The organism is Pedobacter rhizosphaerae (genome assembly GCF_900111155.1).
Lineage (GTDB): Bacteria > Bacteroidota > Bacteroidia > Sphingobacteriales > Sphingobacteriaceae > Pedobacter > Pedobacter rhizosphaerae.
In genome coordinates, this window is record NZ_FOGG01000003.1 from 194,846 (window position 1) to 220,513 (window position 25,668).

A 25,668-nucleotide genomic window follows, 5' to 3' on the forward strand; every position below is an offset into this window, starting at 1 on the left:
TTATTTTAAATGTTCATTTAAGAATTTTTCCAGCACCTTTCCTGTTTCACTTCCATCTTTAAATCCTACACCAATCACTTTACCACTAGGGTCTATCAAAAATTTAGCTGGAACAGCCCCCACATTAAAAGCTTTGGCAGCGGCATTCTGTTCGCCAACCAAATCAGATAATTGTTGCCAAGGCATTTTGTCTTCGAGCATAGCCTGGGTCCACTTGCTCTTATCCTTATCTAAAGAAATGCTCACAAAACTAATATTTTTGTCCTTGACTTTTTCATAAATAGCTTTAAGCTGAGGCGCTTCTCCTCTGCATGGCGTACACCAGCTGGCCCAAAAATCTACCAAAACATATTTACCTTTAAAATCTTTAAGGCTCACCATTTTACCATTTACATCTGGTTGCGAAAAATCTGGGGCTTGTTTTCCTATCCAAGGTGTTTCGCTACCGGTAAGCCCCATTAACATCTTTTTACTTACTCCATTTAAGGCATTTCCGCTAAGTTTACTCAGGTATTCGATCTTTTCCATAGCCGAAAAAGCATCAGGTAAAATGGCGTTTAGCACATAGGCAGAAGCTGAAGAGGTAGGGTGTTGATCCAGGAAATCCCTTCCGATCTTGGCCACCTCTTTTCTTAACTCTCCCATTTCTTTCGCGATAGCATCAGCGGCACTCTTATCTCCTAATTTTCTAGCCTCATTGAAATCCGCATTGAGATCCTGAATCTGATTCAACTTTTCATCTGCCGGGGCCATTGCCTTCTCCATTTCAAGCCAATCCGACACAAAGGCATCACCTGTTAACTTCGCCCCTTTAAATCCTGTACCATTGCCACCTTCAATATTTAACTTGCCTGTCTGCATCAGCATAAACATACCCAAGCCAGTTTTCTCCGGATTGACACCTGCCTGAAGGATAAACGTACTCGCTCCATTAGGAACATCTACAGAGAAAGAAAAACTGTTGTTTTTTACATAAGTCGAATCACTGGTTTTAGTAAATGCATTCCAAAGATATACCGGATCACCATCCGTTAGTTCGGGCATGTTGGCATTGATAGTTAACTTCTCTTGTGCAAGAGTTGAGAATGCAAATAGCATTAAGCCTAATAAAGGCAAAATTGGTTTTTTCATAATAAATTTTCAGGTTGGTTTAAAGTATAGGCAGTGGACCTAACAAAAAGGGTGAAAACAATTTTAAATTATTTTCACCCTTCAATTATATAGTAATTATTGCTTAGCGTCGTTTTACCTGTATCTGGTTGCCCTTGATTTCAAAATCTACCTCATCACTGCTTAGCTTAATATTTTGCAGTATTTTACTGAGCGCTGCATGTTTAGGCATATCTATGGTAAAGTGCAAGTTTTTGAGATTTTCTTGTTCAAAAACAAAGTCTACATCATACTCACGCGCTATACGCGAAGTAATTTCTTCCAGTGTACTTTCACTAAAGTATAGATCTAAATCTTTCCAGGCGGTATAGATACGCAAGTCGGCCTCAGATTTGGTTAAGCAATTATTTTCGGCATGGTAAAGGCCTAATTCACCCGGTACAAGTAATACCTGCTGGTTACCCGCCTGCATACTCACCTTCCCTTTTTCCAAGGCAGTAGATACTTGATTTTTAAAAGTACTCATACCAAATGCCGTACCCAATACTTTTACCGCTACTGATTTTGCATGCACCACAAAAGGCCTGTCAGCGTTATGACTTACGTCAAAATAGGCCTCACCTTCTAAAGTAACTTCACGCTTGTTGGCTGCAAAAGGTACCGGGTAACTAAGTTTAGATCCAGAATTTATCCATATTTTGGTTCCATCGCTTAATTCTAAACGCGTAAATTTCCCCTTGGGTACCGATAAAACATTGAGGCTGGACTGATGGTCCCCTTTCGGTAATGCCGTTTCAGGTTTATAAACCAAGCTGGTTCCGTTTAAAGCCGCCCCTTCAGTTTTCAAAATTTCCGACTGACTGGAATCCAGCTCTACTGTTTGGCCATTGGCCAAAGTAAGCTGAATCTGATTACCAGCTATTTGCTGTTCTGTATGGTTTTGCTGTAAAAACAGCCACCATGTTGTGCTAAGAGCAACTACTAAAACTGCAGCCAGGGCCAACACGCGATACAACTTAAACCGCCTGGCTTTTGCCATCTTTTGCTGGTAACGCTCTTGCAGTTCTATCCAGCCTTCATGTACCGGAAATCTTAACTGCACATCTTCTTCTTTTAACCTCATATTAATTTCTTCTGCAAATAGAAGCATTTCCAGCTCCTCAGGGTTCAATTCATCATCATCCGGCAACTCAGCGCTATGCTTAAGGTGATTCAATAATTTATCCCAGTTTATTTTCTCTTCCTGATCCATATCCTGTTAACGAAATCCAAACCATATAACGATTAAAATAATCATCCTGATAAGTTGCTGGCACTCTCGCCTTAAAAACTCGTAAGATAATTTGATGTGTGTTTTTACTGTATTTACAGAAATGTCAAGCTGCGCGGCAATTTCGGTGTACTTTAAGCCATCCTTATTGCTTAACAGAAATATATGTTTACGCCTTTCTGGCATCTGCTCAATAATTTCCCACAATGCACGGTCGCGTATTGCCTCACGCTCTTGCGTATCCCGCTCTTGGTAGCTGGCCATATTAGCCGATGCCCTCAGCATCAATTCGTTATTATAATCTACTTTCTGTGCCCTTTTTCTGTAGCTTAAGGAAGCATTTCTTACTGCTCTGAATGCATAACTCTTAAAGCTCGTATGCACTGCTATGGTAGAAATCTTATCCAGGCAATACATAAAAAAATTCTGGACAATATCTTTCGCAACTTCCTCATCTTCTACCACGTTATATGCAGCCGCACACAAAAAGGAATAATGTTCGTTAAAGTGCTCTTCTATCTTTGAAAGATCTGCCATTTACCTTCGGGTTTAACGTTTTCTTTATTTAACTGTCATCACACTGTTTATGATATCAATTGATTTATCAATATAAATATCGGTAGATAATTCCTTTGTCCACTTGGCGTACCAATCCTTAACTGCGGTGCCCCCATTTGGTGTAGCCAGCACTTTCAATCTCCTGTTTGCAGGCAATTGGCTGGCAGCGTCAATTTGTTTGGTATAATTTAACAACACTTGTTGCTGCTTCACAAACTCGGCAGGATTTAAGCTAACAGACTTCAACTGTTCTTCTGCCAACAATTTACTCTTTTCATCTATATTTTTAAAAATATTAATTTGACCAACTGCTGCACGGCCCAAATTCTTCATTTTATTCCAGCTAGCTACTGCCCGAACAGGCTGATAAGCAGCTGGCGAAATGCTATCCCAGGCCAATGCTGCATCTCTATATTTCTCCCTGCTTTCTAAATAAGCCAGTTTTCCTGGTAACACAATATCAGATAATACACCTTTCGATTGCGTAGAGGCTCCGGTAACCCTGTAAAATTGAAATTGACTTATTCTCAATGAGCCATAACTGATATTAGGAATTCCTTTTTTCCTATCTCCCATTTTCCCCATGGGTAGCGTAGGTTGTGCCGTTCCCTTTCCAAAGCTGGCCGGTGCCCCGATAATTAATCCACGCTTATGATCTTGAATTGCTGCAGCAAATATTTCTGAAGCAGATGCGCTGTGCTCGTTCATCATCACCACTAAGGGGCCGGTATATAAGGCTGGTTCAGTAGTGGTTGGCGTAAAAAGGGCATTTACTTCCTTCACCAAAACTTTAGGTCCCGCACCTAAGAAAAAACCGGCAATATCTACTACTTCATCTAAAGAGCCACCGGGATTATCACGTAAATCTACGACCACTCCTGCAACCTTTGCCTCCTTAAGCTTCAGCAGCTCTGCCCTAAAATCAATGGCTGCGTGGGCTCCTTTCGGGTTGTTCACATCTACATAAAACTCTCTTAAAAACAGATAACCTATTTTCTTACCATTTTTCTCTATAATTGCACTTTTAGCTTTGGTTTCTTCTTCATTGATTTCTGCCCGCATTAGGGAAACTGTTTTTAGGGTCCCATTGGCTGTCATCAGCCCTAATGATACACGGGTATCTTTATCTCCTCGGATCATTCCACCTACTTCTACTCCCGACATGCCCACCACATCTACCATCTCACCTGCTGTATTGCTAATGCTTACAATTCGATCGTTGGCCTCAATTTTTCCACTCCTCATCGCCATTCCTCCCGGCCTAACTGTTTTAACGAAAACATCACCTTCCTTTTCCTGTAACTCTAAGCCTATCCCATAAAATCGCTTAGCCATACTGGCATCAATCATTTTCAACTGAACAGGTGCTATATATTGGGTATGTGGCTCTACCTGAAGGGTTACTGTGCTTAAAAACTGACTAAACCTTTCGCTCTGAGCAGTTGGGCCTGTTAAATTTTTAAATGAATTACTTAGCCATCTCTCTATTTTAGTACGTGCTTGTTTTTCCAGCTCAGGGCTATTCATTTTGGTTTTGTCTAGCTCCATCATTTTCCTCAACACCAGGTATTTCGCACGTTGTCTCCATACGTTCTGCAATTCAGTTTCTGTACTGGCATAATCTCTTAGTTTTCCGTACAACTGTACAGATTCTTTCAGCGTAAAATCGAAAGGTGTAGACAATACTTTTTGATATCCTTCGGCAGCAGCATGTAATCGTTGCTGGTAGCGCTCAAATGCAGCATTAAAAAAAACGGCATTACCTTCATTAAGAGCTTCATCTACTGTAAGTTGATATTGTTTCAAATCTTCAAAATCACTTTTAAGGAATACATCTTTATTGGGATCCAAACCTTCAAGAAACTTTTTCCAAATTGTTTTAGAGAAGTTATCATCTATAGGTTTGGGATGTACATGATTTTCCTTCAGGTTTTTTACTACAGCAAGGATAGTTGCTTTTTGAATTTCTCCAGCGCTAGGTTCTTGCGCTTTTGCTAGCAGCGGTAGCAACACCGCACAGGCGATGGCGGCTCCGGTGAAATACCGGGTCCTGGTAAAGTAGTTAGTTTTGGTCATAAAATTAGGTTATTCAGTTAAAGGCGAAGTGGAAACAGAAAAGGGTGAAAAAATGAGAAGCTATTTTTGAAATAATTACAGTGCAACTTTTGAAAGTTCGCCCTTCACAAAGTTCCGGATCACCTCAGCAGGTATGGTTAAACTGCTCGTCCGGCTAAGACGCGCAATATTTATCCCGTAAAATTTCCCATTAGCGTCGAACAATGGTCCTCCGCATTCAGCCGGTTTTAACCTGCCATCATGAATGATTATATTATTGAACCCGGAATATCTTTCACTCCTTCCATCCAGAAAACGATAGGCAATATGCATTTCTAATCCTGATTGATTCATTTTAACCGCAACACGTTTCTCCTCCCGCACACCATTTCTCGAAAATGCCAGGTTAACGGTATCATTTGAGATATAACTTTCAATTTCCTCGCGAAGATCACTTTCACCATGCACAGGCTTACCATTAATACTCAGTAACTCATCTCCTAAAGATATTTTTGCCTTACTTGCCGGCCCACCCGGCATCAGGCTGGCAACGGTTACTTTTCCATCTGATAGTTTAGTGTTAAGCCCGATATAAGCAGTACTTGGTACTTTTTTAATATTGAGCTGTGTGTTTCCCAGAATACTGAAAACCATTTTATCATCCGCTACCGGAGAAACCAAAGACTTCCCCAAATCACTAAACTGCACAACATCATTTGAAATCGACGACAACTTAATTCCTTCGTTTAGTGGCTGATCTATTGTCAACAAAACCAGATCATTAGCTACATCGCGAGCAATTATCTGTGCAGGAACCTCTTTGTTGGCTGCAACCTCAACAGATACGACATTGCTAATCATTGAACTTTTAGTGACGATAAAGCTTTTGTTTTTCCAGTTTCCTGAAGCAGATAAACCATCCGGTTTTATTAGCGTACCTAATACATGGATAGGTATCCCCTTCCCTTTGTATGGGCTTTTAATTTTCACACAAGCAGTGCCAAGCTGGTTTATTAAAGCTTTACTTAAATTGTCGTTCAGTTGTGTTATGCCTGCCATAACCTTCAAATCGCTATTGCTGGTAGGACTGGCTAAAGTATTTTCAGTAGGTAAAGAGGTGTAACTTTGTGGATCCATAAGTGCGTTCCAGTACTTTCGATAGGTATCAACCGGAATTTCAAAGTTATCATCTAAGGATAGCTCTACCCTACTATGCAAACCGATTACCCTACCTTTCATATCAAACAAGGGTCCTCCAGAATCTCCTGGCTCCATCAAACATGTCGAACGCATAAAGCCGTTTTTTGATTCTGCCTCTGCAACATACCCAAACCTAATGGTTGGAGTTTTAGCTTCTACAGTTCCTGGATAAGCAATACTGATACAAGGCGTACCCTTTTGCAGTGTCGAGGACCATCCCATGGGCGCATATACCCAGGTTCCTTTGTCTACAATTTTCAGCATGGCTGCATCATTAGATACAATTCTTCCCAACCCTCTGGCAAATCTTTTTTTGCCATCAGCAAAATTCACCTGATATAACTGATCGGGTTTAACTGCATGTGCAGCAGATAGTATAATACCAGCTGTATCTATTACCACACCACTAAAGGCACCCGGCAAAGCTATATCCTTACTAGGATCATAAGGTGTTATCAATACAGAAGCCTGGTAAACTTTTCGGACCACCTGCTGAATATCTCGCCCCAGCTTTTTGATATCTACACGATTGACTTGTGCAAATCCCTGCAAATTAATGAACAGGATAGCAAATAAAAATAATAATTTCTTCATCTTTTTGGTTATGCCGTTTAGGCAATGTTTAGGTATCAATTAAGGCGATCCTTAATCCAAAAAGGGTGAATTTCAATTAAAAAATATTAGCTGGTATTAATATCGATTAAATAGCGATATTTTGATTAAAACAAAAGCCCCTTCTGCATTTGCAAAAGGGGCGCTATAAGCTGTTTAGATAATTGACAATTAATTAATCGTTATAATGTACTGTCGTCTTGTTTAATTCATTAAATAAACTGGATCCTGATGGGAATAGAATGCAATTATGCATGTTGAAGTATAAATTCAGCATCAACATTTAACTGTGTGTAAACTGACTTTAAAAATTCAACATCAGCTTTTTGCTTGCCATTCATAATAAGAGACAATTTCGCTGTACTTACATTTAGTTTCTCAGCAAGATCTTTCTGTTTCAACTTCATTTCGTACATCTTCATTTCAATCATCCCAACCAGAGTATCAGGTGGGGGGACTGTGTACTTTTCTTGTTCATAAGCTTGTGCTGTAAGCGCCAAAGTACGGATTTCTGCTAGCTCTTCTTTTGAGACGTTATGGCTTCCTTTAGACATCAGGCTATCAATTTTAGCCATTACAGCATTGTAATCTGATTCTTTCTTTATTATATTCATCGGTGTTATGGATAAATAGGGGTAAATTTAAGCTGCCTGATCTCCCACAGACAAAGCAAGGGGCTCATTTAAATAACAGAGCTGTTTTTTAACTTGTCATAATCCGCATGCGTTCCAACAAAACGAACAAAAACTGTCCTTACATCAAAGAAAATTAACGTAATAATTCTATAACCATTGCCTTTGATATTGAAAACAAAACGATCGTTGCCTATTGCATCAACGGAATTGAACATTTGCTTAATTTCGTGAAAGTTTGACCAATCTGCCTGGCTCGCCAGCCTATACCAATTATTTAAAGCATCTTTTGCATCAGCATGTATCTCATAAAATTCTCTGAGTGTTCCGTAGCTTATTACTAGCATAGCGAATAATTCATTAACACAAAATTATCAATTTTATTTTAGATAATTAAATTTAATTTAGGTTTTCTAAATTTAATTTAGATATAAAGCGCCAGTTCTGAATAAAAATAATTAAGAGTTAATTTTAGCTTGCATTTCACATACGATTAAAGCCTTATCTGAATATTGGCTATTTAACACTTTCACTATCAATCAGCTTCACCTGTTTCCCCATTTTCTTTTGGATAACCTCGAAATGATGTAATTCATCGGTGTTAACCAGCGATATTGCCTCTCCTGCATTCCCTGCGCGGCCAGTTCTGCCAATGCGATGAACATAATCCTTTGGCGATCTTGGTAATTCGTAATTAATTACAAAAGGAAGCTGGTCGATGTCAATTCCTCTACCCATCAAATCTGTAGCCACCAATATTCGAAGTTTACCTGATTTAAAAAGGTATAAGGCTTCCTTTCTTGCCCCCTGACTTTTTTTACTGTGAATAGCTTTAGCATCAAAATTATTTTTGCGAAGCTTATTTACAACAGCATCAGCGGTTTTAACAGAAGAGGCAAATATCAGCACTTGTTTCATTTCGTGATGATTGATCAAATAACGCAAGAAAGGTCCTTTCTTTTCGTCTGATACAATATAAGCTACCTGGTTGATCTGCTCAATCGAATCCTCCTGACTTTCTATTTTGATCACCATCGGATCATGCAACAATACCTGATGAATCTGTTGAAGATCTGCACTCAAAGTAGCAGACAATAATATATTCTGACGTTTTTCAGGTAGAAGCGCGATAATTTTATCTACCTCTTCTTTAAATCCGAGATTGAGCATCTTATCTGCTTCATCCAGCACCAAAGTTTCAATGCTTGATAGATGCACTGCATTAGAATCTACCAGTTCTAGCAATCTTCCAGGCGTGGCGACAAGCACATTTACGCCCTGAAGGGAGGTCATTTGTGGATTAATAGAAACCCCACCGTACACCGCCAGGGTTTTAACAGGTACAGAAAGCCCGCGACTAAAAGTATGAAAAACCTCTTTTACCTGCTCGGCCAATTCTCGTGTAGGTACTAATACCAATACATTAACATGGCGGTTTCTAAGCGCAGATGCCGCTTGCAAATTCATCAATAAGGGTAAAACATAGCTGGCTGTTTTCCCTGAACCTGTTTTAGCAATGCCTAGAATATCTTTTTTATTTAATATGGCTGGTATAGCACTTTCCTGGATGGGTGTTGGATCAGTAAAGCTTTGATTAGACAATACTTTTAATAAATCTGGCGACAAGCCAAGAGAACTGAATGGCATATATTCTTTTTTTTAAAAATTAATCCAAAATTGCCACAATTAGGTTCTTGCAGCGTTGCTGGTTTGGCTCCCGCCCCCAGAGTAGAAATTCTGTTAAAGCAAAAAGCCCTCTAAATCCTAAGATTTAAAGGGCTTTTAAGTCGGGGTGGCAGGATTCGAACCTACGACCTCCACATCCCAAATGTGGCGCGATACCGGGCTACGCTACACCCCGAAAAGGTATCACCTTTGTGGTATTAGAGCTTTTTCTGGCTCTCCCGAATCATCTTACGTTCCGATTGGGATTGCAAAGATAGGAATTAGAATACATCTTACAAGAGATGGCAACATTATTTTTTAAGTTTTATTCTAGATAACTAATAATCAGCAAATTATTTTTTCTTAATCAGAACCTGGTTTAAATATTTTCCCGGAGATTAGACAGACAACACGCAGAACTAAGCTTATACTTTCTAAAATATGTAATACGATTGATATTTTTACCACAAAGACCACTAAGTAAAGACACAAAGGGCACAAAGCTGGGTTTATATTTTCTCAAATGCCTTACATGGTTAAATATTTTTACCACAATTTCACTGTATGGAGCACAAAGGGTTCTATGCTGCGTTTATATTTCTTAAATGTCTTACATGGTTAATATTTTTACCACAAAGGCCACTATGTAAAGGCACAAAGGGCATAAAGCTGGGTCTATATTTTCTTAAATGCCTTACATGGTTAAATATTTTTAACCACAAAGGCCACTAAGTAAAGGCACAAAGGACACAAAGCTGGCTTATATTTTCTTAAATGTCCTACATGGTTAATATTTTTACCACAAAGGCCACTAAGTAAAGGCACAAAGGGCACAAAGCTGGGTTTATATTTTCTTAAATGCCGAACATGGTTAAAACCCTTGCTTGCGAAAACTTAGCGGACTTTGCGGTTTAAGGGCTAAAAACCCATTTAATGACAAAATCTATAGATTTAGTTGATATTTATCCTGAACTAATCTCCTAAAAGTGGTAACTTTGACTTAACAACAAAACGCAGATCGATTTTCTGCACCCAACAAAACAATGAATGATGATTTCTTAGGGGACTTACTGAAAAGACCGTCGGCAGGAATTACTTTACCCAGTAACGAATTTATAGCTACCTGGGCATTGGAATTGCTCCATCTCCTATTTCCTGAAAATGAAGAAAGTAAAGCGCAAAACCTTATCGAGCTGAAAGCCAGAAGCCAAGAACTTAAAGATACACTTAAAGGTATGCTACACCCTAGCCTGCTTCCTGAAGGTAATGCAGAAAGTATTACAGAGGCCTTTTTTGCGGTGTTGCCAGAGGTTTACCAAATTCTACGTACCGACTTAAGAGCCATCTTTGAGGGTGATCCGGCAGCACGTAGTCAAACAGAAGTGCTTAGAACCTATCCTGGCTTTTATGCCATTTATTTCTATCGCATTGCGCACCAACTGGCCATTTTGGGTGTATCCTTAATGCCACGTATCTTAACCGAACATGCCCATTCCAAAACAGGTATAGATATCCACCCGTTGGCACGTATTGGAGAATATTTCCATATTGACCACGGAACTGGAATTGTGATTGGGGAAACCAGTCTGCTGGGAAAAAACGTTAAAATTTATCAGGGTGTAACCTTAGGAGCCATGAGTGTAAGTAAATCACTGGCAGGCAATAAACGCCATCCTACGGTAGAAGATAATGTGGTCATCTATTCTGGTGCCACCATTTTGGGTGGAGAAACGGTTATCGGACACGATAGTGTAGTTGGCGGTAATGTGTGGTTAACGGAAAGTATACCTCCCTACTCTACGGCATATCACTCGCCAGTAATTCGATTGGGCAAATCAAAACAAACTCATACAAATTCATAATTATGTCGAGCATTATAGAACTGATTGGAAATACCCCTTTAGTCGAACTGAAAAAACTGAATCCAAATCCAAATGTCAAAATATTTGCCAAATTAGAAGGTAATAACCCGGGCGGTAGTGTTAAAGACAGGGCATCGCTAAATATGATTAGAAGTGCTATAGAGCGAGGAGAGATTGGTCCTGGTACTAAGTTGGTTGAGGCTACAAGTGGAAATACAGGTATTGCACTGGCCCTAATTGCGCGCTATTACGGACTTGAAATCGAATTGGTTATGCCTCAAAACTCTACTAAAGAGCGTAAACTTACCATGGAGGCTTTTGGTGCACAAGTAACTTTACTAGAGAGCATTGAAGTTTGCAGAGATTATGCTGAGGATAAAGGAAAAACCGAAGGACACTTTTTGTTGAACCAATTTGCTAATCCCGACAACTATTTAGCGCATTATCGAACTACCGGCCCGGAAATTTTACGCGATACGGATGGAAAAATTACTCATTTTGTAAGTGCCATGGGTACTACAGGCACCATCATGGGATGCTCCAGATACTTAAAAGAACATTTACCTCAGGTACAGATTATTGGCTGCCAGCCTACCGAAGAAGCCAGTATACCTGGGATACGGAGGTGGCCGGTGGAGTATTTACCCAAAATATTCGAACCAGAACGTGTAGACAGAACGATAGATATCTCGGCTATTGAGGCGACTGAATTAACCAGAAAACTAACTAAGGATGAAGGCATATTTGCCGGAATGAGCACCGGTGGAGCCTGCTCGGCAGCCATACGCGTAGCACAGGAATTAGAAAGCGGTGTTATTGTATTTATTGCTTGCGATCGTGGAGACCGCTATTTAAGCAGTGATCTTTTTGGGTAATAAAGTTATTCGCAGGACGGGATTTTAAACAAGGATCTCATAGTAAATCTCCTAACACGCGCGTCACCCTGAACCTGTTCAGGGTCTTTTATATCGGTTTCTTTTAAAGATGCTGAAACAAGTTCAGCAAGACGGGATTATTCGCGCGTCACCCTGAACTTGTTTCAGGGCCTTTTATATCGGTTTCTTTTAAAGATGCTGAAATAAATTCAGCAAGACGGGATTATTTGTACGTCACCCTGAACTTGTTTCAGGGCCTTTTATACCGGTTCCTTTTAAAGATGCTGAAACAAGTTCAGCAGGACGGGATGATTCGTACGTCACCCTGAACTTGTTTCAGGGTCTTTTATATCGGTTTCTTTTAAAGATGCTGAAACAAGTTCAGCAGGACGGGATTATTCGCGCGTCACCCTGAACTTGTTTCAGGGCCTTTTATACCGGTTACTTTTAAAGATGCTGAAACAAGTTCAGCAAGACGGGATTATTTGTACGTCACCCTGAACCTGTTCCGGGCCATTTTTACAGGTTTATATTAAAGATGCTGAAATAAATTCAGCAAGACGGGATTATTCGCGCGTCAGCCTGAACTTGTTTCAGGGTCTTTCCTACACGTTTACAGTAAAGATGCTGAAATAAATTTACTGAGTAGCTTTCTATTGCGTTACAGGTCAGCAAGACGTATTTTTAAATGAGATGGATAAAATCTGCTAATCATAAAAATTAATTTACAGCGGGAAGATTAAATACGCCTTTCAGCTTAATATCATCTGAGGATGATCCCACCATAACCGTAAAGTCGCCCGGCTCAACTACCCATTTCATATTGGCATTAAAGAGTTGTAAATCTTCTGTGGTTAAAGCAAAGGTAACAGTCTTTTGCGCTCCAGCGGATAAGTGTAGCCTGGCAAACTTTTTCAATTGTCTGTCTGCAGTAACTACTGAGCTGGTTTCATCTCGTAGATAGAGTTGAACTACCTCATCTCCTGCTAAGTTACTTGTATTTTTAAGCTTGAAACTTACAGTCACTATATCACTTCCCGCTGTTTTAGTGATAATCAGATCGCTATACTCAAATTTGGAATAGCTTAAACCGTAGCCAAATGAATATAAAGGCTTCGCCGATGTTTCTACATAATCATGAGAAAGTGGACGCTTGGCATTGTAATATACAGGTAACTGTCCTACAGATTTAGGCACAGAAATCGGTAATCTTCCTGCCGGGTTGTAGTCACCAAAAAGCACATCCGCTATGGCATTTCCTCCCTCCTGGCCAGGGTACCAGGCGTTTAAAATAGCAGGAATATGTTCAGCCGGCCAGTTTAAATTAAGTGGTCTGCCTTCAATAGTCACTAACACTACAGGCTTTCCGGTTTTGGCAACAGCCTGAAGCAATTCCAATTGTTTTCCCATCAAATCAAGTGTTGAACGATCATATCCTTCGCCACTTTCCATATCACTAACACTTACTTCAGACGCTTTAACATTTGCTGCGCCAGTAGATAGGTATTCTGTTTTAAAATCCCTTGCACTCGACCCTCCTAAAACTACCACTACAGCATCGGCTTGATTCGCGGCATTAACAGCTTGTGCGAATTGTACATTAGCTGTATCCCGAATGGAACACCCTTTAACGTAGGAAACTACGGTAGATTTAGAGACTTTATTTTTTATCCCTTCCAATACGGTTACAATAGCCTGCTCGTCTTGTGGGGCAGTATAATCTCCCAGCTGATTATAAATATTATCGGCATTGGGGCCAATAACAGCGATATTTTTGATCGTTTTACTCAGAGGAAGGGTATTTTTATCATTTTTTAAAAGAATGATAGATTCTTGAGCAACTTTTCTGGCCACATCAACGTGCGCCAAGCTTCTGGCCACTTTTTTAGCAGATGCTACATTAACATAGGGATTTTCAAAAAGACCCAGATTAAATTTCTGCCTTAGCACATTTGCCACAGCACTATCCAAAACAGCCTTGCTTACCTTTCCACCTTCAACGGCCTTTTTAAGTGCTTTCCCGTATCCGTAACCACTTAAATCGGCATCTAAGCCTGCATTAATGGCCATACTCGCTGCCTCTTCTGCACTATTAGCTACATGGTGATTGCTTCTAATCCCTGAAATACTGCCCAAATCCGAAACCACAAAACCTTTAAAACCCCAATCGCCGCGTAAAATATCTTTCAGTAATACTGGGTTTGAAGAACAAGGAATGCCATCGATAGAGTTATAAGCGGTCATAACTGATAAAGCGCCCGCCTTTACTGCCGCCTTGAATGGAGGGAGGTAAGATTGATGCAATTCTCTTGCCCCGATAGCTACACTGCCCCCATTGTGGCCACCTTCGGGTACGCCATATGCAGTAAAATGTTTAAGCGTAGAGATAATATGGTGATTTGATTTTAAATCATTGCCTTGAAAACCCTTTACCATAGCTACCCCCATGGCACTATTAAGGACCGGATCTTCACCATAAGTTTCTTCTACCCTAGACCAGCGAGGCTCTCTGGCCAAATCAAGCACCGGGCCGTAACCAATATGTGCACCTTGCGCCCTTGCCTCTGTAGCAATTACTGAAGCCATTTTTTCGATTAACTGCGGATTCCAGGTGCTGCTTTGACCTATGGAAGTAGGAAAAACAGTAGTACCAATGGCCATGTGCCCATGCGGACATTCTTCGGCAAATAACATCGGAATACCCAATCGCGTATTTTCTATTACATATTTCTGTAGTGCATTGGTTGCCTTAGCAGAAAGCTCCGGATTTAATCCTGTTTTAAGTGTTTTCTGTGTCCAGGGATCTGCTCTCAAAGTTGCCCAAAGCATCCCGGTATATTGTTCCTTCTGGGCTTGCTTAAATTTATCACTTGCCGAAACCTCAGTCCCTTGCTTATCGTACATCTCCCAACCCAGCAATACCGAAACCTGCCCTACCTTTTCCTCCAATGTCATCCGGGATATCAAATCCTGAATCCTTTGTTCAACAGGTAGCTTGGCATTTTTATAAACAGGTTTCTGTTGAGCATTAAGATGGAGGGCAAAGCCCGATAAAAGCAACAAAAAGGAAATGGATTTATTCATCGTGATTTAATTTATTCTTCCGCTGGTAACAGCATCTTTTTCATGACACTTACCGGCCACTGATGGGGTAATGGTAATCAAAAAATAGTGATTCTGTGTTTTGTATCGATTGCAAAGCTAAAAATATAAGAAGAGTCTGCAAGGGCTGAATTGTATTTTTAATACCGCATCAATATAAATGAGAAGAAAAAATTTGGCGTTTAGTGCTTATGACTTTGCCCAGGCCTTACGAAGAAACCTTAGCCAGTTTCCGTGCATCATGTTTTCAATATCCTGCTGCTTATAGCCCCGATTGGCGAATAAATCCGGAAGTTTACTCAGATCTGCAATACTCTCCAAATCGAATGGACATTGTTCCCTTCCAAACGCACCGTCAAGATCCGATCCAATGCCTACATGTTCTGCATTTCCAGCAAGCTGGCAGATGTGGTCGATGTGATCTACCATGACCTCAAGGCTACAGTTCATTGATTGAGGTTTTGAAATGCCCCTCTGCCATCCTGGAACCATCATCCAGGCATCCAGGGCTGCACCAATTACCGCTCCGCGTGATATCAGTTCCTTAATCTGCTCATCACTGAACTGTCTGTTGTGGTTCACCAATGCCCGGCAGTTATTATGCGAGGCCCATACATGACCATTAAAATGATCAAGAGCGTCCCAGAAGCTATCATCGCACAGGTGTGTGGCATCTAATATTATGTTGAGTCTTTCCATTTCAGCGAGCAAGGCATAGCCTCCTGGTGCTAGTTTCCCAGTTGCATCAGTACCTTGTGCATATCGCCCGGGTCCATAATGTGCAGGTCCGAGCGCCCTGAGTCCGCTATCATAAGCGGTTTGCAAATACTCTATAGAAACAATTGAATCTGCTCCCTCCAAGCTTAAAATATACCCGATTGGATGTTCAGCCTCCGAAGGCGCTTGAGCCCATAGCCGAATGTGAGCTTCTAAATCTGGCAGGGAACTGATCTGCGCCATTTCACCACATTTTTCCATAGCCCTATACCAGGCCAATTGTCCCTGCGTTTGTGCCCAGGCCTGTTCTGGTGAATGCCAGCCTGGTAAAGGATTTTCTGGTGCCACAAACCTTGCAATTTGTGTGGCTACCACTAAACCAATATTCCCTCGCCTCAATTCTGCGAAAGATACAGTCGCATTTCCCCGATCTGGTTTATCCTTCATTCCTGCTTCCCGCTTATTGATCTCGGCAAGTGGCTGCCGGAGGTCACGATTCCATTCCAGGGCATTCATACTTAAATCGAGATGCGCATCTATCGTAAACATAGGCTTATATGGTTATTTTTCTTTTTCTTGAACTGATTGGCCAGCTTTTTCCGGCCAGGCCGGTATTAATACAAGTGGCACTTTCATACAGCGCCACTGTTGGACAAATGTGATAGGGCAAACCATAAAGTAAATCACCAACCCGAAAAGCATGTTCATTACCCGCATCCAACACTAAATGCTCTTCACTCTGACTAACTACCTTAAGCGCCGGAGCATTAAGAAAAACGACTCTTCGATCCAGGCTCTTCTCTGCAGCTACGGCTTTGTGTCCTAAGTCACAACAAATCAGGTTTGGCTCGGGCAGGGAAACAATTCTTGAAATTACCAAAGCCGCGCATGCAAAATGCTGTTCTTCGTAAGCTTCCTGGTATCCCTTGTCCCAAAGTGCAAAGGTCCCCGGACTGCATTCAAAATCACTTTCAACGTTGTAAACTGTGTAGGTAGGACTCCCACCCGCTACAACCGAAACTTGATGTCCAGATCTAGCAGTAATCTCCGCTTGTAAGTTCCTTAGCAAGGATATAATTTCCAAAGCCTGCTCTCTACGGATATCGAACGCAGTTTCTTGAACATGACCATCATAAGCATGTAAGCCCTTAAAGATTAAATGATCTAGCTGCTGTAAATCAGAAAAAAGTTTGACCACCTGTGCAGGAAGAATGCCAGTCCTGTCCATCCCCACATTAACATCAATCCACACCGAACTCTTTAGTCCATTGGCGATAGAAAGGGTATTCAAAGTCGCTGCAATGTTCTTATCATCGACAAGGCAACTAAACTTACTATTCGGATACTTAAGCTGAAGGGCCATAAACCGGTCTATGTTTGGCCCAACAGGCTGATAAGCTAACAGTACATCTTTGGCTCCCGCCTGTGCCAGCATTTCTGCTTCAGCAATTGTTGCACATTTGAATTTCGAAATCCCGGCCGCAATCATCAGTCGGCTCAGGTCAATAGATTTATGCGTCTTCACATGCGGGCGAAGCCGTTCCAGATCATTAATCATCGAAATCACCCGCTTAATGTTGTCCTCAATGCGGTCAACATAAAACACAAGACCCGGTGATTCCACAACGTGAGGGTTGTTGATCAAATACCATTCATCTCTTATCATCGTGGTGATTTCCTAATATAATTCAAACAGGGCTTCTACCTCCACCGGGATATTATCAGGAAGCGAACCGAAACCAACAGCACTTCTAACGCCAATGCCATTTTCAGTGCCCCAAACCTCGGCAAAAAGCTCACTACAACCATTAATAACGAAAGGATGCTTTTCAAAATCAGGGGTACAGTTAACCATACCCAGTACTTTGATCACTCTTTTCACTTTATTCAAACTCCCTAAATTACTTTTAATGGTTGATAGCATGGTTAGGCCAACCTGTCTTGCGGCCAGTTTCCCTTCTTCCTGGTTCATATCTTCTCCAATTCTTCCGATAATCAACGACTTATCATCTCTCACCGGACCATGGCCACTGAGATATAAGTATTTTCCATCCACCAGGCATGGTTTATAAACCCCTAGAGGTGCTGGTGCAGGGGGTAAACTAAGTCCAAGTTGTTCAAAACGCGCATCTGCAGTTAAATTTTCCATATTATGATATTATTGTTTTCAATAAAAGTATGCCAATAAGGCCAACTGTTCCCACTATGGTCTCCATGAGTGCCCATGATCGAAAAGTATCCTTTAAACTGAGGTTAAAGTATTCCTTAAACAGCCAAAAGCCGGAGTCATTCACATGCGAGAACATTAAACTCCCTGCGCCAACCGCCAATACCATCAAATTCGGATCGGTATGAGTGGCGGTCATGAGGGGTAGAATAATCCCTGCCGTGGTAAGTCCTGCAACGGTAGCCGAACCCACGCAAAACCGGATCAATGCGGCAATCAGCCATCCCAAAAGCAAGGGCTCGACAGATAATACCTGCAAATAGCCGGCAATCTCCTTACTCACACCACTTTCGGTCAAAATCTGCTTCAGCGCCCCCGAACCTGCGATAATCAATAACACAAGCGCGATATCCTTCAGGGCATCGCCAAAAATTTGCGAGAGATAATCCATTGATTTCCCTCTTGCAATCCCTAAAAAATAACTGGCCAAAATCAATACCAGCAGCATTACAATAGAAGGTTGCCCCAAAAAGGTAATAACCGGAATAAGTGATGAGTCGGGATGCAGTACCAACGGGAGCAGCGCAGCCAATCCCAACAAAATAACGGGCAATAAAGCCGTAAACAAACTGATAAAAGTTCCAGGCAGCTCTTGATCGGGTAGTTCTTTGGCAGTGAATGAAGCCATTGGGTTAGAAGGAATCTTTTTAAGTGTTTTTGCGAAAAGAGGTCCGCCAATTAATATGGCCGGTATGGCTACTAACATTCCGTAGCCAAGCGTAAGCCCCATGTTGGCCTTAAATTGAACCACCAACGCAGCCGGCGAGGGATGCGGAGGCAAGAAACCATGGGTAACGGATAGTGCGGCAAGCATGGGTAATCCGATGTATATGGCAGGTAATTTATACCGGTAAACTATCGAAAAAATTAAGGGCACCATGAGTACGAACCCTATTCCGTAATACAATGGAATTCCTATCACAAAACCGGTAATTACCATGGCCCATTGAATGTAGCGGGTACCAAACACGCCTACCATCACCTGGGCAATTTTCTGTGCAGCACCACTCTCGGCAACCAGCTTGCCCAGCATAGCTCCTGTGGTGATGATGATTACCAGCGAACCTAAAACATCGCCGATGCCCTTTTCTACTGCAGCAGCAATTTGAGGCAAGGGTAAACCAAGGCCTATGCCTGCAAATAACGATACCACCAGAAAGGCCAGGAATGCATTAACTTTAAATACTGCAATCATTAAGATTAACAGTGCAATACAGCTTAAAACGATTATTAGGGTCATGTATTTACAATGATTTCATCGGTAAGATTGATCTATAGCTCATTGCAAAATAAGGATTATTTCTTTTTCAGCGGGATGTTGGCCTTATTAAATTGAAGAAGGTTAGGTATTTGGTGCCGCCTGCCCTAGCCCAGAAAAATTCAAATTAAGCAAAAAGCCCTCTAAATCTTAAGATCTAGAGGGCTTTTAAGTCGGGGTGGCAGGATTCGAACCTACGACCTCCACATCCCAAATGTGGCGCGATACCGGGCTACGCTACACCCCGATTAGGTATCACCTTTTACCTCTTTCAGAGGAATGACAAACGAGTTTATCATTTTTGTTTTGGCGGTGAGGGCGGGATTCGAACCCGCGGTACCGTTACCAGTACGACAGTTTAGCAAACTGTTCCTTTCGGCCTCTCAGGCACCTCACCTTCCTTTTCAATTTCGCCGAAGCGTTGTTGTTTTTCGGTGTGCAAATATAGTAAAACAACCTATTCTTCAAAAAAAAATTACAATATTTGTTGATAATCTATGCGCACATGATAGATGCTCATCAGCATCGTCTTGAATATCAATTTGATAGTTTCAATATCTTTTAACGTCAAATCGCAGTCGTCTAACTGATTTTGCTCCAATTTGTAGTTAATTATCCGTTCAACCAGGTCATTTATATTCTGAGCATCGGGATTTTTCAGACTTCTTGAGGCTGCTTCGACCGAATCTGCCAACATTAAAACACCAGTTTCCTTACTAAATGGAATCGGTCCCGGGTATCTGAAAATGTTTTCATCCACAAATTTCTCCGGCGAATTTTTCAAAAATGACTGATAAAAATAATCCACCCTCGTATTGCCATGGTGCGTACGAATAAAATCTATAATTGCTTCCGGTATCTGATTTTTTCTTAAAATCTCAATTCCTTTATGTACGTGCTGAATAATAATCTGTGCACTTTGCTCATAAGGTAATTTATCATGCGGACTTACGGCCGTATTCTGGTTTTCAATAAAGTATTGCGGATTATCTACCTTACCAATATCATGGTATAATGCCCCTGCCCTAACCAGAACAGAATTACCTCCAATTTTAAAGATAGCTGCCTCTGCAAGATTAGCTACCTGTAAAGAGTGCTGAAACGTTCCTGGCGCTTTAAAAGCCAATTCACGCAATAACTTATTGTTGGTATTGGTAAGCTCTATGAGCGCCACATCAGACGTAATGCCGAATATTCGCTCAAATAAATAAATCAATGGATAGGCCAATAATGACAAGAGTACACTGAAAATAAAAGGCACAAAGTTAATCCACTCAATATCCCGAAGGGAACCTTCCCGTAAAAGTGCAATACCCACAAAGGCTACAAAATAAGCCAGAAGTATAAAAAGTGCCGATACCAGGAACCTTTCGCGCTTTACAAAATTCTTTATACTAAAGATGGCTACCATCCCCGCAGTTACCTGATAGAAAACGAACTCAAAGCTATTCGCCACAAAGAAGCCCGCAATCAAGATCACCAGCATGTGAAGGTATAAGGCCAGTCGCGTATCAAATAAAATCCTGATGATAATAGGTACTACGCAAAATGGAATATAATACAAACTGGCAATATTCATTTTCAAGGCCCAGGTTAGCGCCAGAAGCATTCCTGTGGTAACAATAAGGATTAAAGAAAGCTGTCGGTTATCGGCGAAAATATCTTTCCTGAAAAGAAAAAGGAAAGACATTAATATGGTTAGAATAAATGCAACCAGCACCACCTGACCAACATAAACCAGCGTTCGGCTACCGATTGTCTTGGTTTGTGCATCATACGTTGCTTTGTAGGATTCTAACTTCTGGTAAATTTCATCAGTAATTACATCGTTCTTAGCCACAATCAATTCGCCCTTTTGAACCATCCCCTTTGTAGTAGAAACATTATTAACCGTATTATCCTGAATAACCTGTGTTAAACGTTCATCGTAAATAATGTTGGGTGTGATGTGATCTTCTGCCAGGTTGGCCACCAAATCTGCCATCACCTGATTTGGCGCTTTGAAATTGCTTCTAAAATACAATAAGGCGGTTTCTGCGGTAAAAACATCCTGCGTATTGCGATCCTTACCTACATTGTGAGACATCAGCGAGAAATCGTAATTCTTTGCTCCACCCAAATGCTTTACATTTAAGCCAATAATCCCCCTATCATATATATCTTTTAAGATTTTATAGCCCTGATTTTTGTAAAGCACTTTATCTTTTTCATCCAGCTGTGTCGATTTCCATTTTATATCGAACTCATTGGAAAATTCTTCCAGGGCATTTGCAGTCACCTCAGGGTCTAGCTGATAAACAGGAAGCACATCTTTTAGTGCATTTTTCTTATCTGTAGTAACCTGCGGATTGGTTTTTAAAATGGCAAAGCTGAAAGGGGAAATCAGATCCTTATTCATCCATACTTTATTGCGCTCAAACTCGTACCTAAAGCGTGGCTGCTTAGGTAAAAACAGGGTAATGATGAAAACCGTAATCACCATCATTACATATTTAAGGTTGGAGGAGTATTTACGGTAAAGGATCTTATGGGAATTTCTCTTGATTTTTGCCAAAACAATATATTTATAGTGGAGTCAAAAATAACATTTTTATCTAATATACATTTTACTGGTTTCGTTTGCAATTACCAAATATTATATTTTACTTTATGATATCAAATTAATATCAATCATGTATCAAGAAAAAATTATTAATCCACCATCTGGATATTTAACATTCGCCTTGTTTCTGGCTTTATTGGGCGCTGCCATCTTTTGTTTTGTAACACAAAGTTTTATTTGGGGAGGCTGTTTACTCGCTTTTAATTTCTTTCTGGTTTTACCGGGATTAATTATCAATAACCCAAACGAATCTAAAGTATTAACCCTCTTTGGAAAGTACGTGGGTACAGTAAAAACAGATGGTTTCTTTTGGGTAAATCCATTAACAACCAAACGCAAGGTATCTTTAAGGGCAAACAACCTTAACGGCCAGCAATTAAAAGTTAATGATAAACTCGGAAACCCTATCGAAATTGCAGCTGTAGTAGTTTGGAAGGTGAATGAAACAGCAAAAGCTATTTTCTCTGTAGAAAATTACATGCAGTATGTAAATATCCAAAGTGAGGCCGCTGTTAGACACTTAGCTAACATCTTCCCGTATGATCATGCCGAGGGCGAAGAAAACTCTATCACCTTAAAGGATGGCGCTGAAAAAGTAAGCGACTTGCTGGAAGTAGAGTTAAACGAAAGATTGTCCAGAGCCGGTATTGAGGTGCTGGAAGCCAGAATCTCCCATCTGGCCTATGCCCCTGAAATTGCAAGTGCTATGCTTCAGCGTCAGCAAGCTACTGCTGTTATTGCTGCACGTAAGCTTATTGTTGAAGGAGCCGTGGGAATGGTTGAAATGGCATTGGAAAAACTATCTGAAAAAGGAATTGTAGATTTAGATGAAGAACGTAAGGCAGCCATGGTAAGCAACTTATTAGTTGTGCTTTGTGGAGATAAACACGTTCAGCCTGTAGTAAACACCGGAACGCTTTATAACTAAAGCCATGGAATTTGAGGAAAAACAAAACCTGAAATTGTGGTGGCTCTACATTATTTTAGGTGTAGATGCCACTATAGTGCTGAGCATTGTTCTTTTTGATAAGGGAGGCATGAGCCTTCAACAGTTAAAGGATAATTATTTTGGACCGCTTTGGGCAGTTATACTCCCTTTTATAATCATTTTTCTTATCCAGAAAAACAAACTTACACTCCATATTAACCAGGAAGGCATCTCCTATCGGTACTTTCCCTTTCATACTAAAACCTGCTTATTCACATTGAAAAGCCTCGATAAGGCCTACATCAGAAAATACGATGCATTGTCGGAATATGGTGGTTATGGAACAAGAATAAGGTTGTGGTTTAAGTTTCGCGATAAGGCCTACATTCTGAATGATAAGAACAAGGGGCTTCAGCTCGAATTTAAAAACGGCAAGAAATTACTTTTCAGCACCAATAAACTAGAGGCACTCGAAATGTTCCTCATCAACTTAAAAATCAGGTACAATATACAAGCGATTGAATAAGCATGGCAGAGAAAGATAAAAAAGCTTTTGTATTAAGAATCAGCCCCAGCCTTTTAAAGGAAATAGAAACCTGGGCCGCTGATGAATTTCGCAGCACCAATGGACAGATCGAATTTCTCCTCACCCAGGCACTGAAATCAAGAAAAAAGGGCAAAAGTAAAGAGGAATAAAATTAAATGAGTGAAGGTCTCAAGGAGAGAATGAGTGAATGTTGAATTTAGAATGTTGAATTTTGAATGATTGAGTTTTAATGAACTATTGAACTATTGAACTATTGAACCAATAAACTAATTAAATCAAAATACCTAACTTAGCAGCCTAACCAAGATTCATAAAAAATATACTCATGAGAGAAGTTGTAATTGTTTCAGCTGTACGTACGCCTATAGGCAGTTTTGGAGGTTCATTAGCTCAGTTTTCGGCTACCCAATTGGGAGGTTTTGCAATTAAAGCAGCTATTGAACAAGCCGGACTTAAACCAGAAGATATTCAGGAAGTTTTTATGGGCAATGTATTGTCTGCTAATCTGGGGCAAGCACCCGCTACGCAGGCAGCAAAATTTGCCGGATTACCAGATCTTCCTGCCACCACTATTAATAAAGTCTGTGCATCAGGCACGAAAGCCATTATGCTTGCAGCGCAAAGTATTTCCAATGGCGATCAGGACATTGTAGTTGCAGGTGGTATGGAAAGTATGAGTAATGTGCCCTATTATTTAGATAAGGCCAGAAATGGTTATCGTTTAGGTCATGGTCAAATTACAGATGGTTTAGTTAAGGATGGCCTTTGGGATGTTTATAACGATTACCACATGGGCTCGGCTGCAGAGCTTTGTGCTACCGAATGTAACATCAGCAGAGAAGATCAGGATAAATTTGCCATCGAATCTTACAAAAGAGCCCAGGCAGCCCAGGTTGCCGGAAAGTTTGCTAAAGAAATTATTCCTATAGAAGTAAAAGATCGTAAAGGAGAAATCAGCATTATTGATACGGATGATGAACCTACAGCGGTAAAATTTGATAAAATACCAGGTTTAAAGCCTGTTTTCAAAAAAGATGGTACCGTTACTGCTGCAAATGCATCAACATTAAATGATGGTGCTGCTGCATTAATCATCATGAGTGCAGAGAAGGCCAAGGCTCTTGGAATTAAACCCTTAGCTAAAATCTTAAGCTTTGCAGATGTCCAGCAGGCACCCGAATGGTTTACTACTGCACCATCAAAAGCTATCCCCCTGGCCTTGCAAAAAGCTCAAATTGACATTCAAAATGTAGATTTTTTTGAAATTAATGAAGCATTTTCCGTTGTATCTATTGCCAATAACCAAAAGCTTAACCTCAACGAAAATCAAGTAAATGTAAACGGTGGGGCGGTATCTCTGGGTCACCCACTGGGTGCTTCCGGCGCAAGAATCGTAGTAACATTACTGTCAGTTTTAGCCCAAAAAGATGGCAAAATTGGTGTAGCAGGCATTTGTAATGGAGGTGGCGGCGCAAGCGCAATAGTGATCGAAAAACTTTAACTTATTATACCAAAAACTTAAATCGTTTAGTGCAAGGCATGAAGAACAGCTGCTTTTTTCTCTTTTTACTTTTCAGCTTAATTACTTCAAGGGGTATGGCGCAGCAATCGCCGAATAAGCTGGATAATTTTCAGGATTCCTTAATTAAACTATCCAACGAGGTAGTAAAGGCAGAAACTGACGATAAAAAGCTTGCGCTAAACGGTACATTTGTAAAAACGCTGGTAGAGTCTCTAAAAACTCCAAATTCTTTTGCCTACCAGTTTGATTCCTTAAAGAACGTTTCGGTAATCAAATCTCCCGACAGAAATTTAAGGATATTAAGCTGGTATGTTCAATTGGAAAATGGAACCTATCGATATTATGGTACAATACAGCTAAATACCAATAATGGCTCACTTAAACTTCTGCCATTAATTGATCAGACAGAAAACATTTCAGATCCAAACAGCATTCTGGATAATCAGAAATGGTTTGGTGCCAGGTATTACGAAGTTATCCCAGTTACCTCTGCAAGCAGGTTACCTTACTATATATTATTGGGTTGGAAAGGGAATACATCATTAACGACTAAAAAGGTAATTGAAATTTTATCTTTTAATCAGGATAAAGTTTCTTTTGGCGCACCGGTATTTGAAAGCAAAGAACTAAAAGGAAAGAACAGGGTCATATTTGAATATAACAAATCAAACGCCATGACCCTTAAAGCGGATAATAAAGCAGGCATGATCGTACTTGACCATATTGCGCCATTTGATCCGGAGATGGTTGGCAAATACCAATACTATGGCTCTGACGGTACCTTTGATGGCTTTAAAATTATTGGCGGAAAGCTGAAGCTCTTAGAAAATATCGAACTCAATAACGATCCGAATGCGCATGACGAGCTGTATGCCGATCCTAAAAAGAATGTTAAACCAGTCAGAAAATTCTAACATTATCCTTTG

General features: G+C 40.6%; 21 protein-coding genes and 3 tRNA genes. 7 read left to right on the forward strand and 17 right to left on the reverse strand.

Annotated elements, in window-relative coordinates; translation table 11 throughout:
- The 9 genes from BMX11_RS03560 to BMX11_RS03600 all read right to left on the reverse strand — a co-directional run bounded on the left by BMX11_RS03560 (position 1) and on the right by BMX11_RS03600 (position 9,298).
- Positions 1 to 1,131 (reverse strand): TlpA family protein disulfide reductase, encoded by a 1,131-nt coding sequence (locus BMX11_RS03560; protein WP_090881508.1) that lies wholly within the window; start codon positions 1,129 to 1,131, stop codon positions 1 to 3.
- A 103-nt stretch (positions 1,132 to 1,234) separates the two neighbouring features.
- Positions 1,235 to 2,362, reverse strand: a complete 1,128-nt coding sequence (locus BMX11_RS03565; RefSeq protein ID WP_090881510.1) for a FecR family protein — start codon at positions 2,360 to 2,362, stop codon at positions 1,235 to 1,237.
- Positions 2,363 to 2,368: 6 nt separating this feature from the next.
- A complete protein-coding gene (locus BMX11_RS03570; protein WP_090881512.1) occupies positions 2,369 to 2,917 on the reverse strand; it encodes a sigma-70 family RNA polymerase sigma factor in 549 nt (182 codons plus the stop codon).
- Positions 2,918 to 2,941: 24 nt separating this feature from the next.
- Positions 2,942 to 5,014, reverse strand: a complete 2,073-nt coding sequence (locus BMX11_RS03575; protein ID WP_090881514.1) for a carboxy terminal-processing peptidase — start codon at positions 5,012 to 5,014, stop codon at positions 2,942 to 2,944.
- A gap of 75 nt (positions 5,015 to 5,089) precedes the next feature.
- Positions 5,090 to 6,787: a trypsin-like peptidase domain-containing protein gene (locus tag BMX11_RS03580; RefSeq protein ID WP_090881517.1), complete on the reverse strand. Its 1,698-nt coding sequence runs from the start codon at positions 6,785 to 6,787 to the stop codon at positions 5,090 to 5,092.
- A gap of 266 nt (positions 6,788 to 7,053) precedes the next feature.
- The gene (locus BMX11_RS03585) at positions 7,054 to 7,419 is read right to left on the reverse strand and encodes a helix-turn-helix domain-containing protein (RefSeq protein ID WP_090881519.1); all 366 of its coding nucleotides are present in this window, start codon (positions 7,417 to 7,419) and stop codon (positions 7,054 to 7,056) included.
- A gap of 68 nt (positions 7,420 to 7,487) precedes the next feature.
- Positions 7,488 to 7,784, reverse strand: coding sequence for a type II toxin-antitoxin system HigB family toxin (locus BMX11_RS03590; protein WP_090881521.1), 297 nt, complete (start codon positions 7,782 to 7,784; stop codon positions 7,488 to 7,490).
- A gap of 169 nt (positions 7,785 to 7,953) precedes the next feature.
- Positions 7,954 to 9,084 (reverse strand): DEAD/DEAH box helicase, encoded by a 1,131-nt coding sequence (locus tag BMX11_RS03595; protein ID WP_090881523.1) that lies wholly within the window; start codon positions 9,082 to 9,084, stop codon positions 7,954 to 7,956.
- A 140-nt stretch (positions 9,085 to 9,224) separates the two neighbouring features.
- A tRNA-Pro gene (locus BMX11_RS03600) sits at positions 9,225 to 9,298 on the reverse strand.
- An 847-nt stretch (positions 9,299 to 10,145) separates the two neighbouring features.
- On the opposite strand from BMX11_RS03600, the gene BMX11_RS03605 reads away from it, so the two are divergent.
- Both BMX11_RS03605 and cysM read left to right on the forward strand, forming a co-directional pair.
- A complete protein-coding gene (locus tag BMX11_RS03605) occupies positions 10,146 to 10,964 on the forward strand; it encodes a serine O-acetyltransferase (protein ID WP_090881525.1) in 819 nt (272 codons plus the stop codon).
- Positions 10,965 to 10,966: 2 nt separating this feature from the next.
- A complete protein-coding gene (gene cysM, locus BMX11_RS03610; protein ID WP_090881527.1) occupies positions 10,967 to 11,839 on the forward strand; it encodes a cysteine synthase CysM in 873 nt (290 codons plus the stop codon).
- 720 nt (positions 11,840 to 12,559) lie between these two features.
- Here the strand turns inward: cysM and BMX11_RS03615 are convergent.
- The 8 genes from BMX11_RS03615 to BMX11_RS03650 all read right to left on the reverse strand — a co-directional run bounded on the left by BMX11_RS03615 (position 12,560) and on the right by BMX11_RS03650 (position 21,697).
- On the reverse strand, positions 12,560 to 14,923 hold the full coding sequence (locus tag BMX11_RS03615) for a glycoside hydrolase family 3 N-terminal domain-containing protein (RefSeq protein ID WP_090881529.1): 2,364 nt from the start codon (positions 14,921 to 14,923) through the stop codon (positions 12,560 to 12,562).
- A gap of 207 nt (positions 14,924 to 15,130) precedes the next feature.
- Entirely contained in the window at positions 15,131 to 16,207 is a 1,077-nt protein-coding gene (locus BMX11_RS03620) for a dipeptidase (RefSeq protein WP_090881531.1), read from the reverse strand.
- Positions 16,208 to 16,211: 4 nt separating this feature from the next.
- On the reverse strand, positions 16,212 to 17,324 hold the full coding sequence (locus BMX11_RS03625) for a D-TA family PLP-dependent enzyme (RefSeq protein ID WP_090881533.1): 1,113 nt from the start codon (positions 17,322 to 17,324) through the stop codon (positions 16,212 to 16,214).
- 12 nt (positions 17,325 to 17,336) lie between these two features.
- Positions 17,337 to 17,807, reverse strand: a complete 471-nt coding sequence (locus BMX11_RS03630; protein ID WP_090881535.1) for a RidA family protein — start codon at positions 17,805 to 17,807, stop codon at positions 17,337 to 17,339.
- A 1-nt stretch (position 17,808) separates the two neighbouring features.
- Positions 17,809 to 19,125 carry a gluconate:H+ symporter gene (locus tag BMX11_RS03635; RefSeq protein WP_090881537.1) on the reverse strand — a complete coding sequence of 439 codons (1,317 nt, stop codon included), beginning with the start codon at positions 19,123 to 19,125 and terminating at the stop codon, positions 17,809 to 17,811.
- Positions 19,126 to 19,316: 191 nt separating this feature from the next.
- Positions 19,317 to 19,390: transfer RNA gene (locus tag BMX11_RS03640), tRNA-Pro, on the reverse strand.
- A gap of 60 nt (positions 19,391 to 19,450) precedes the next feature.
- A tRNA-Ser gene (locus BMX11_RS03645) sits at positions 19,451 to 19,540 on the reverse strand.
- Between the two features lie 78 nt (positions 19,541 to 19,618).
- The gene (locus tag BMX11_RS03650) at positions 19,619 to 21,697 is read right to left on the reverse strand and encodes an HD family phosphohydrolase (RefSeq protein WP_394332668.1); all 2,079 of its coding nucleotides are present in this window, start codon (positions 21,695 to 21,697) and stop codon (positions 19,619 to 19,621) included.
- Positions 21,698 to 21,815: 118 nt separating this feature from the next.
- Here BMX11_RS03650 and BMX11_RS03655 point away from each other — a divergent pair, with 118 nt between their 5' ends.
- The 5 genes from BMX11_RS03655 to BMX11_RS03675 all read left to right on the forward strand — a co-directional run bounded on the left by BMX11_RS03655 (position 21,816) and on the right by BMX11_RS03675 (position 25,656).
- Complete coding sequence (locus BMX11_RS03655) at positions 21,816 to 22,673, forward strand: SPFH domain-containing protein (protein WP_090881539.1); 858 nt, start codon at positions 21,816 to 21,818, stop codon at positions 22,671 to 22,673.
- A 4-nt stretch (positions 22,674 to 22,677) separates the two neighbouring features.
- Positions 22,678 to 23,199 (forward strand): hypothetical protein, encoded by a 522-nt coding sequence (locus tag BMX11_RS03660; protein ID WP_090881541.1) that lies wholly within the window; start codon positions 22,678 to 22,680, stop codon positions 23,197 to 23,199.
- Positions 23,200 to 23,201: 2 nt separating this feature from the next.
- Positions 23,202 to 23,369, forward strand: a complete 168-nt coding sequence (locus BMX11_RS03665) for a type II toxin-antitoxin system antitoxin (RefSeq protein WP_090881543.1) — start codon at positions 23,202 to 23,204, stop codon at positions 23,367 to 23,369.
- Positions 23,370 to 23,545: 176 nt separating this feature from the next.
- On the forward strand, positions 23,546 to 24,721 hold the full coding sequence (locus BMX11_RS03670; RefSeq protein WP_090881544.1) for an acetyl-CoA C-acyltransferase: 1,176 nt from the start codon (positions 23,546 to 23,548) through the stop codon (positions 24,719 to 24,721).
- A gap of 38 nt (positions 24,722 to 24,759) precedes the next feature.
- Positions 24,760 to 25,656, forward strand: coding sequence for a hypothetical protein (locus BMX11_RS03675; RefSeq protein ID WP_090881546.1), 897 nt, complete (start codon positions 24,760 to 24,762; stop codon positions 25,654 to 25,656).
- Positions 25,657 to 25,668 lie beyond the last annotated feature (12 nt).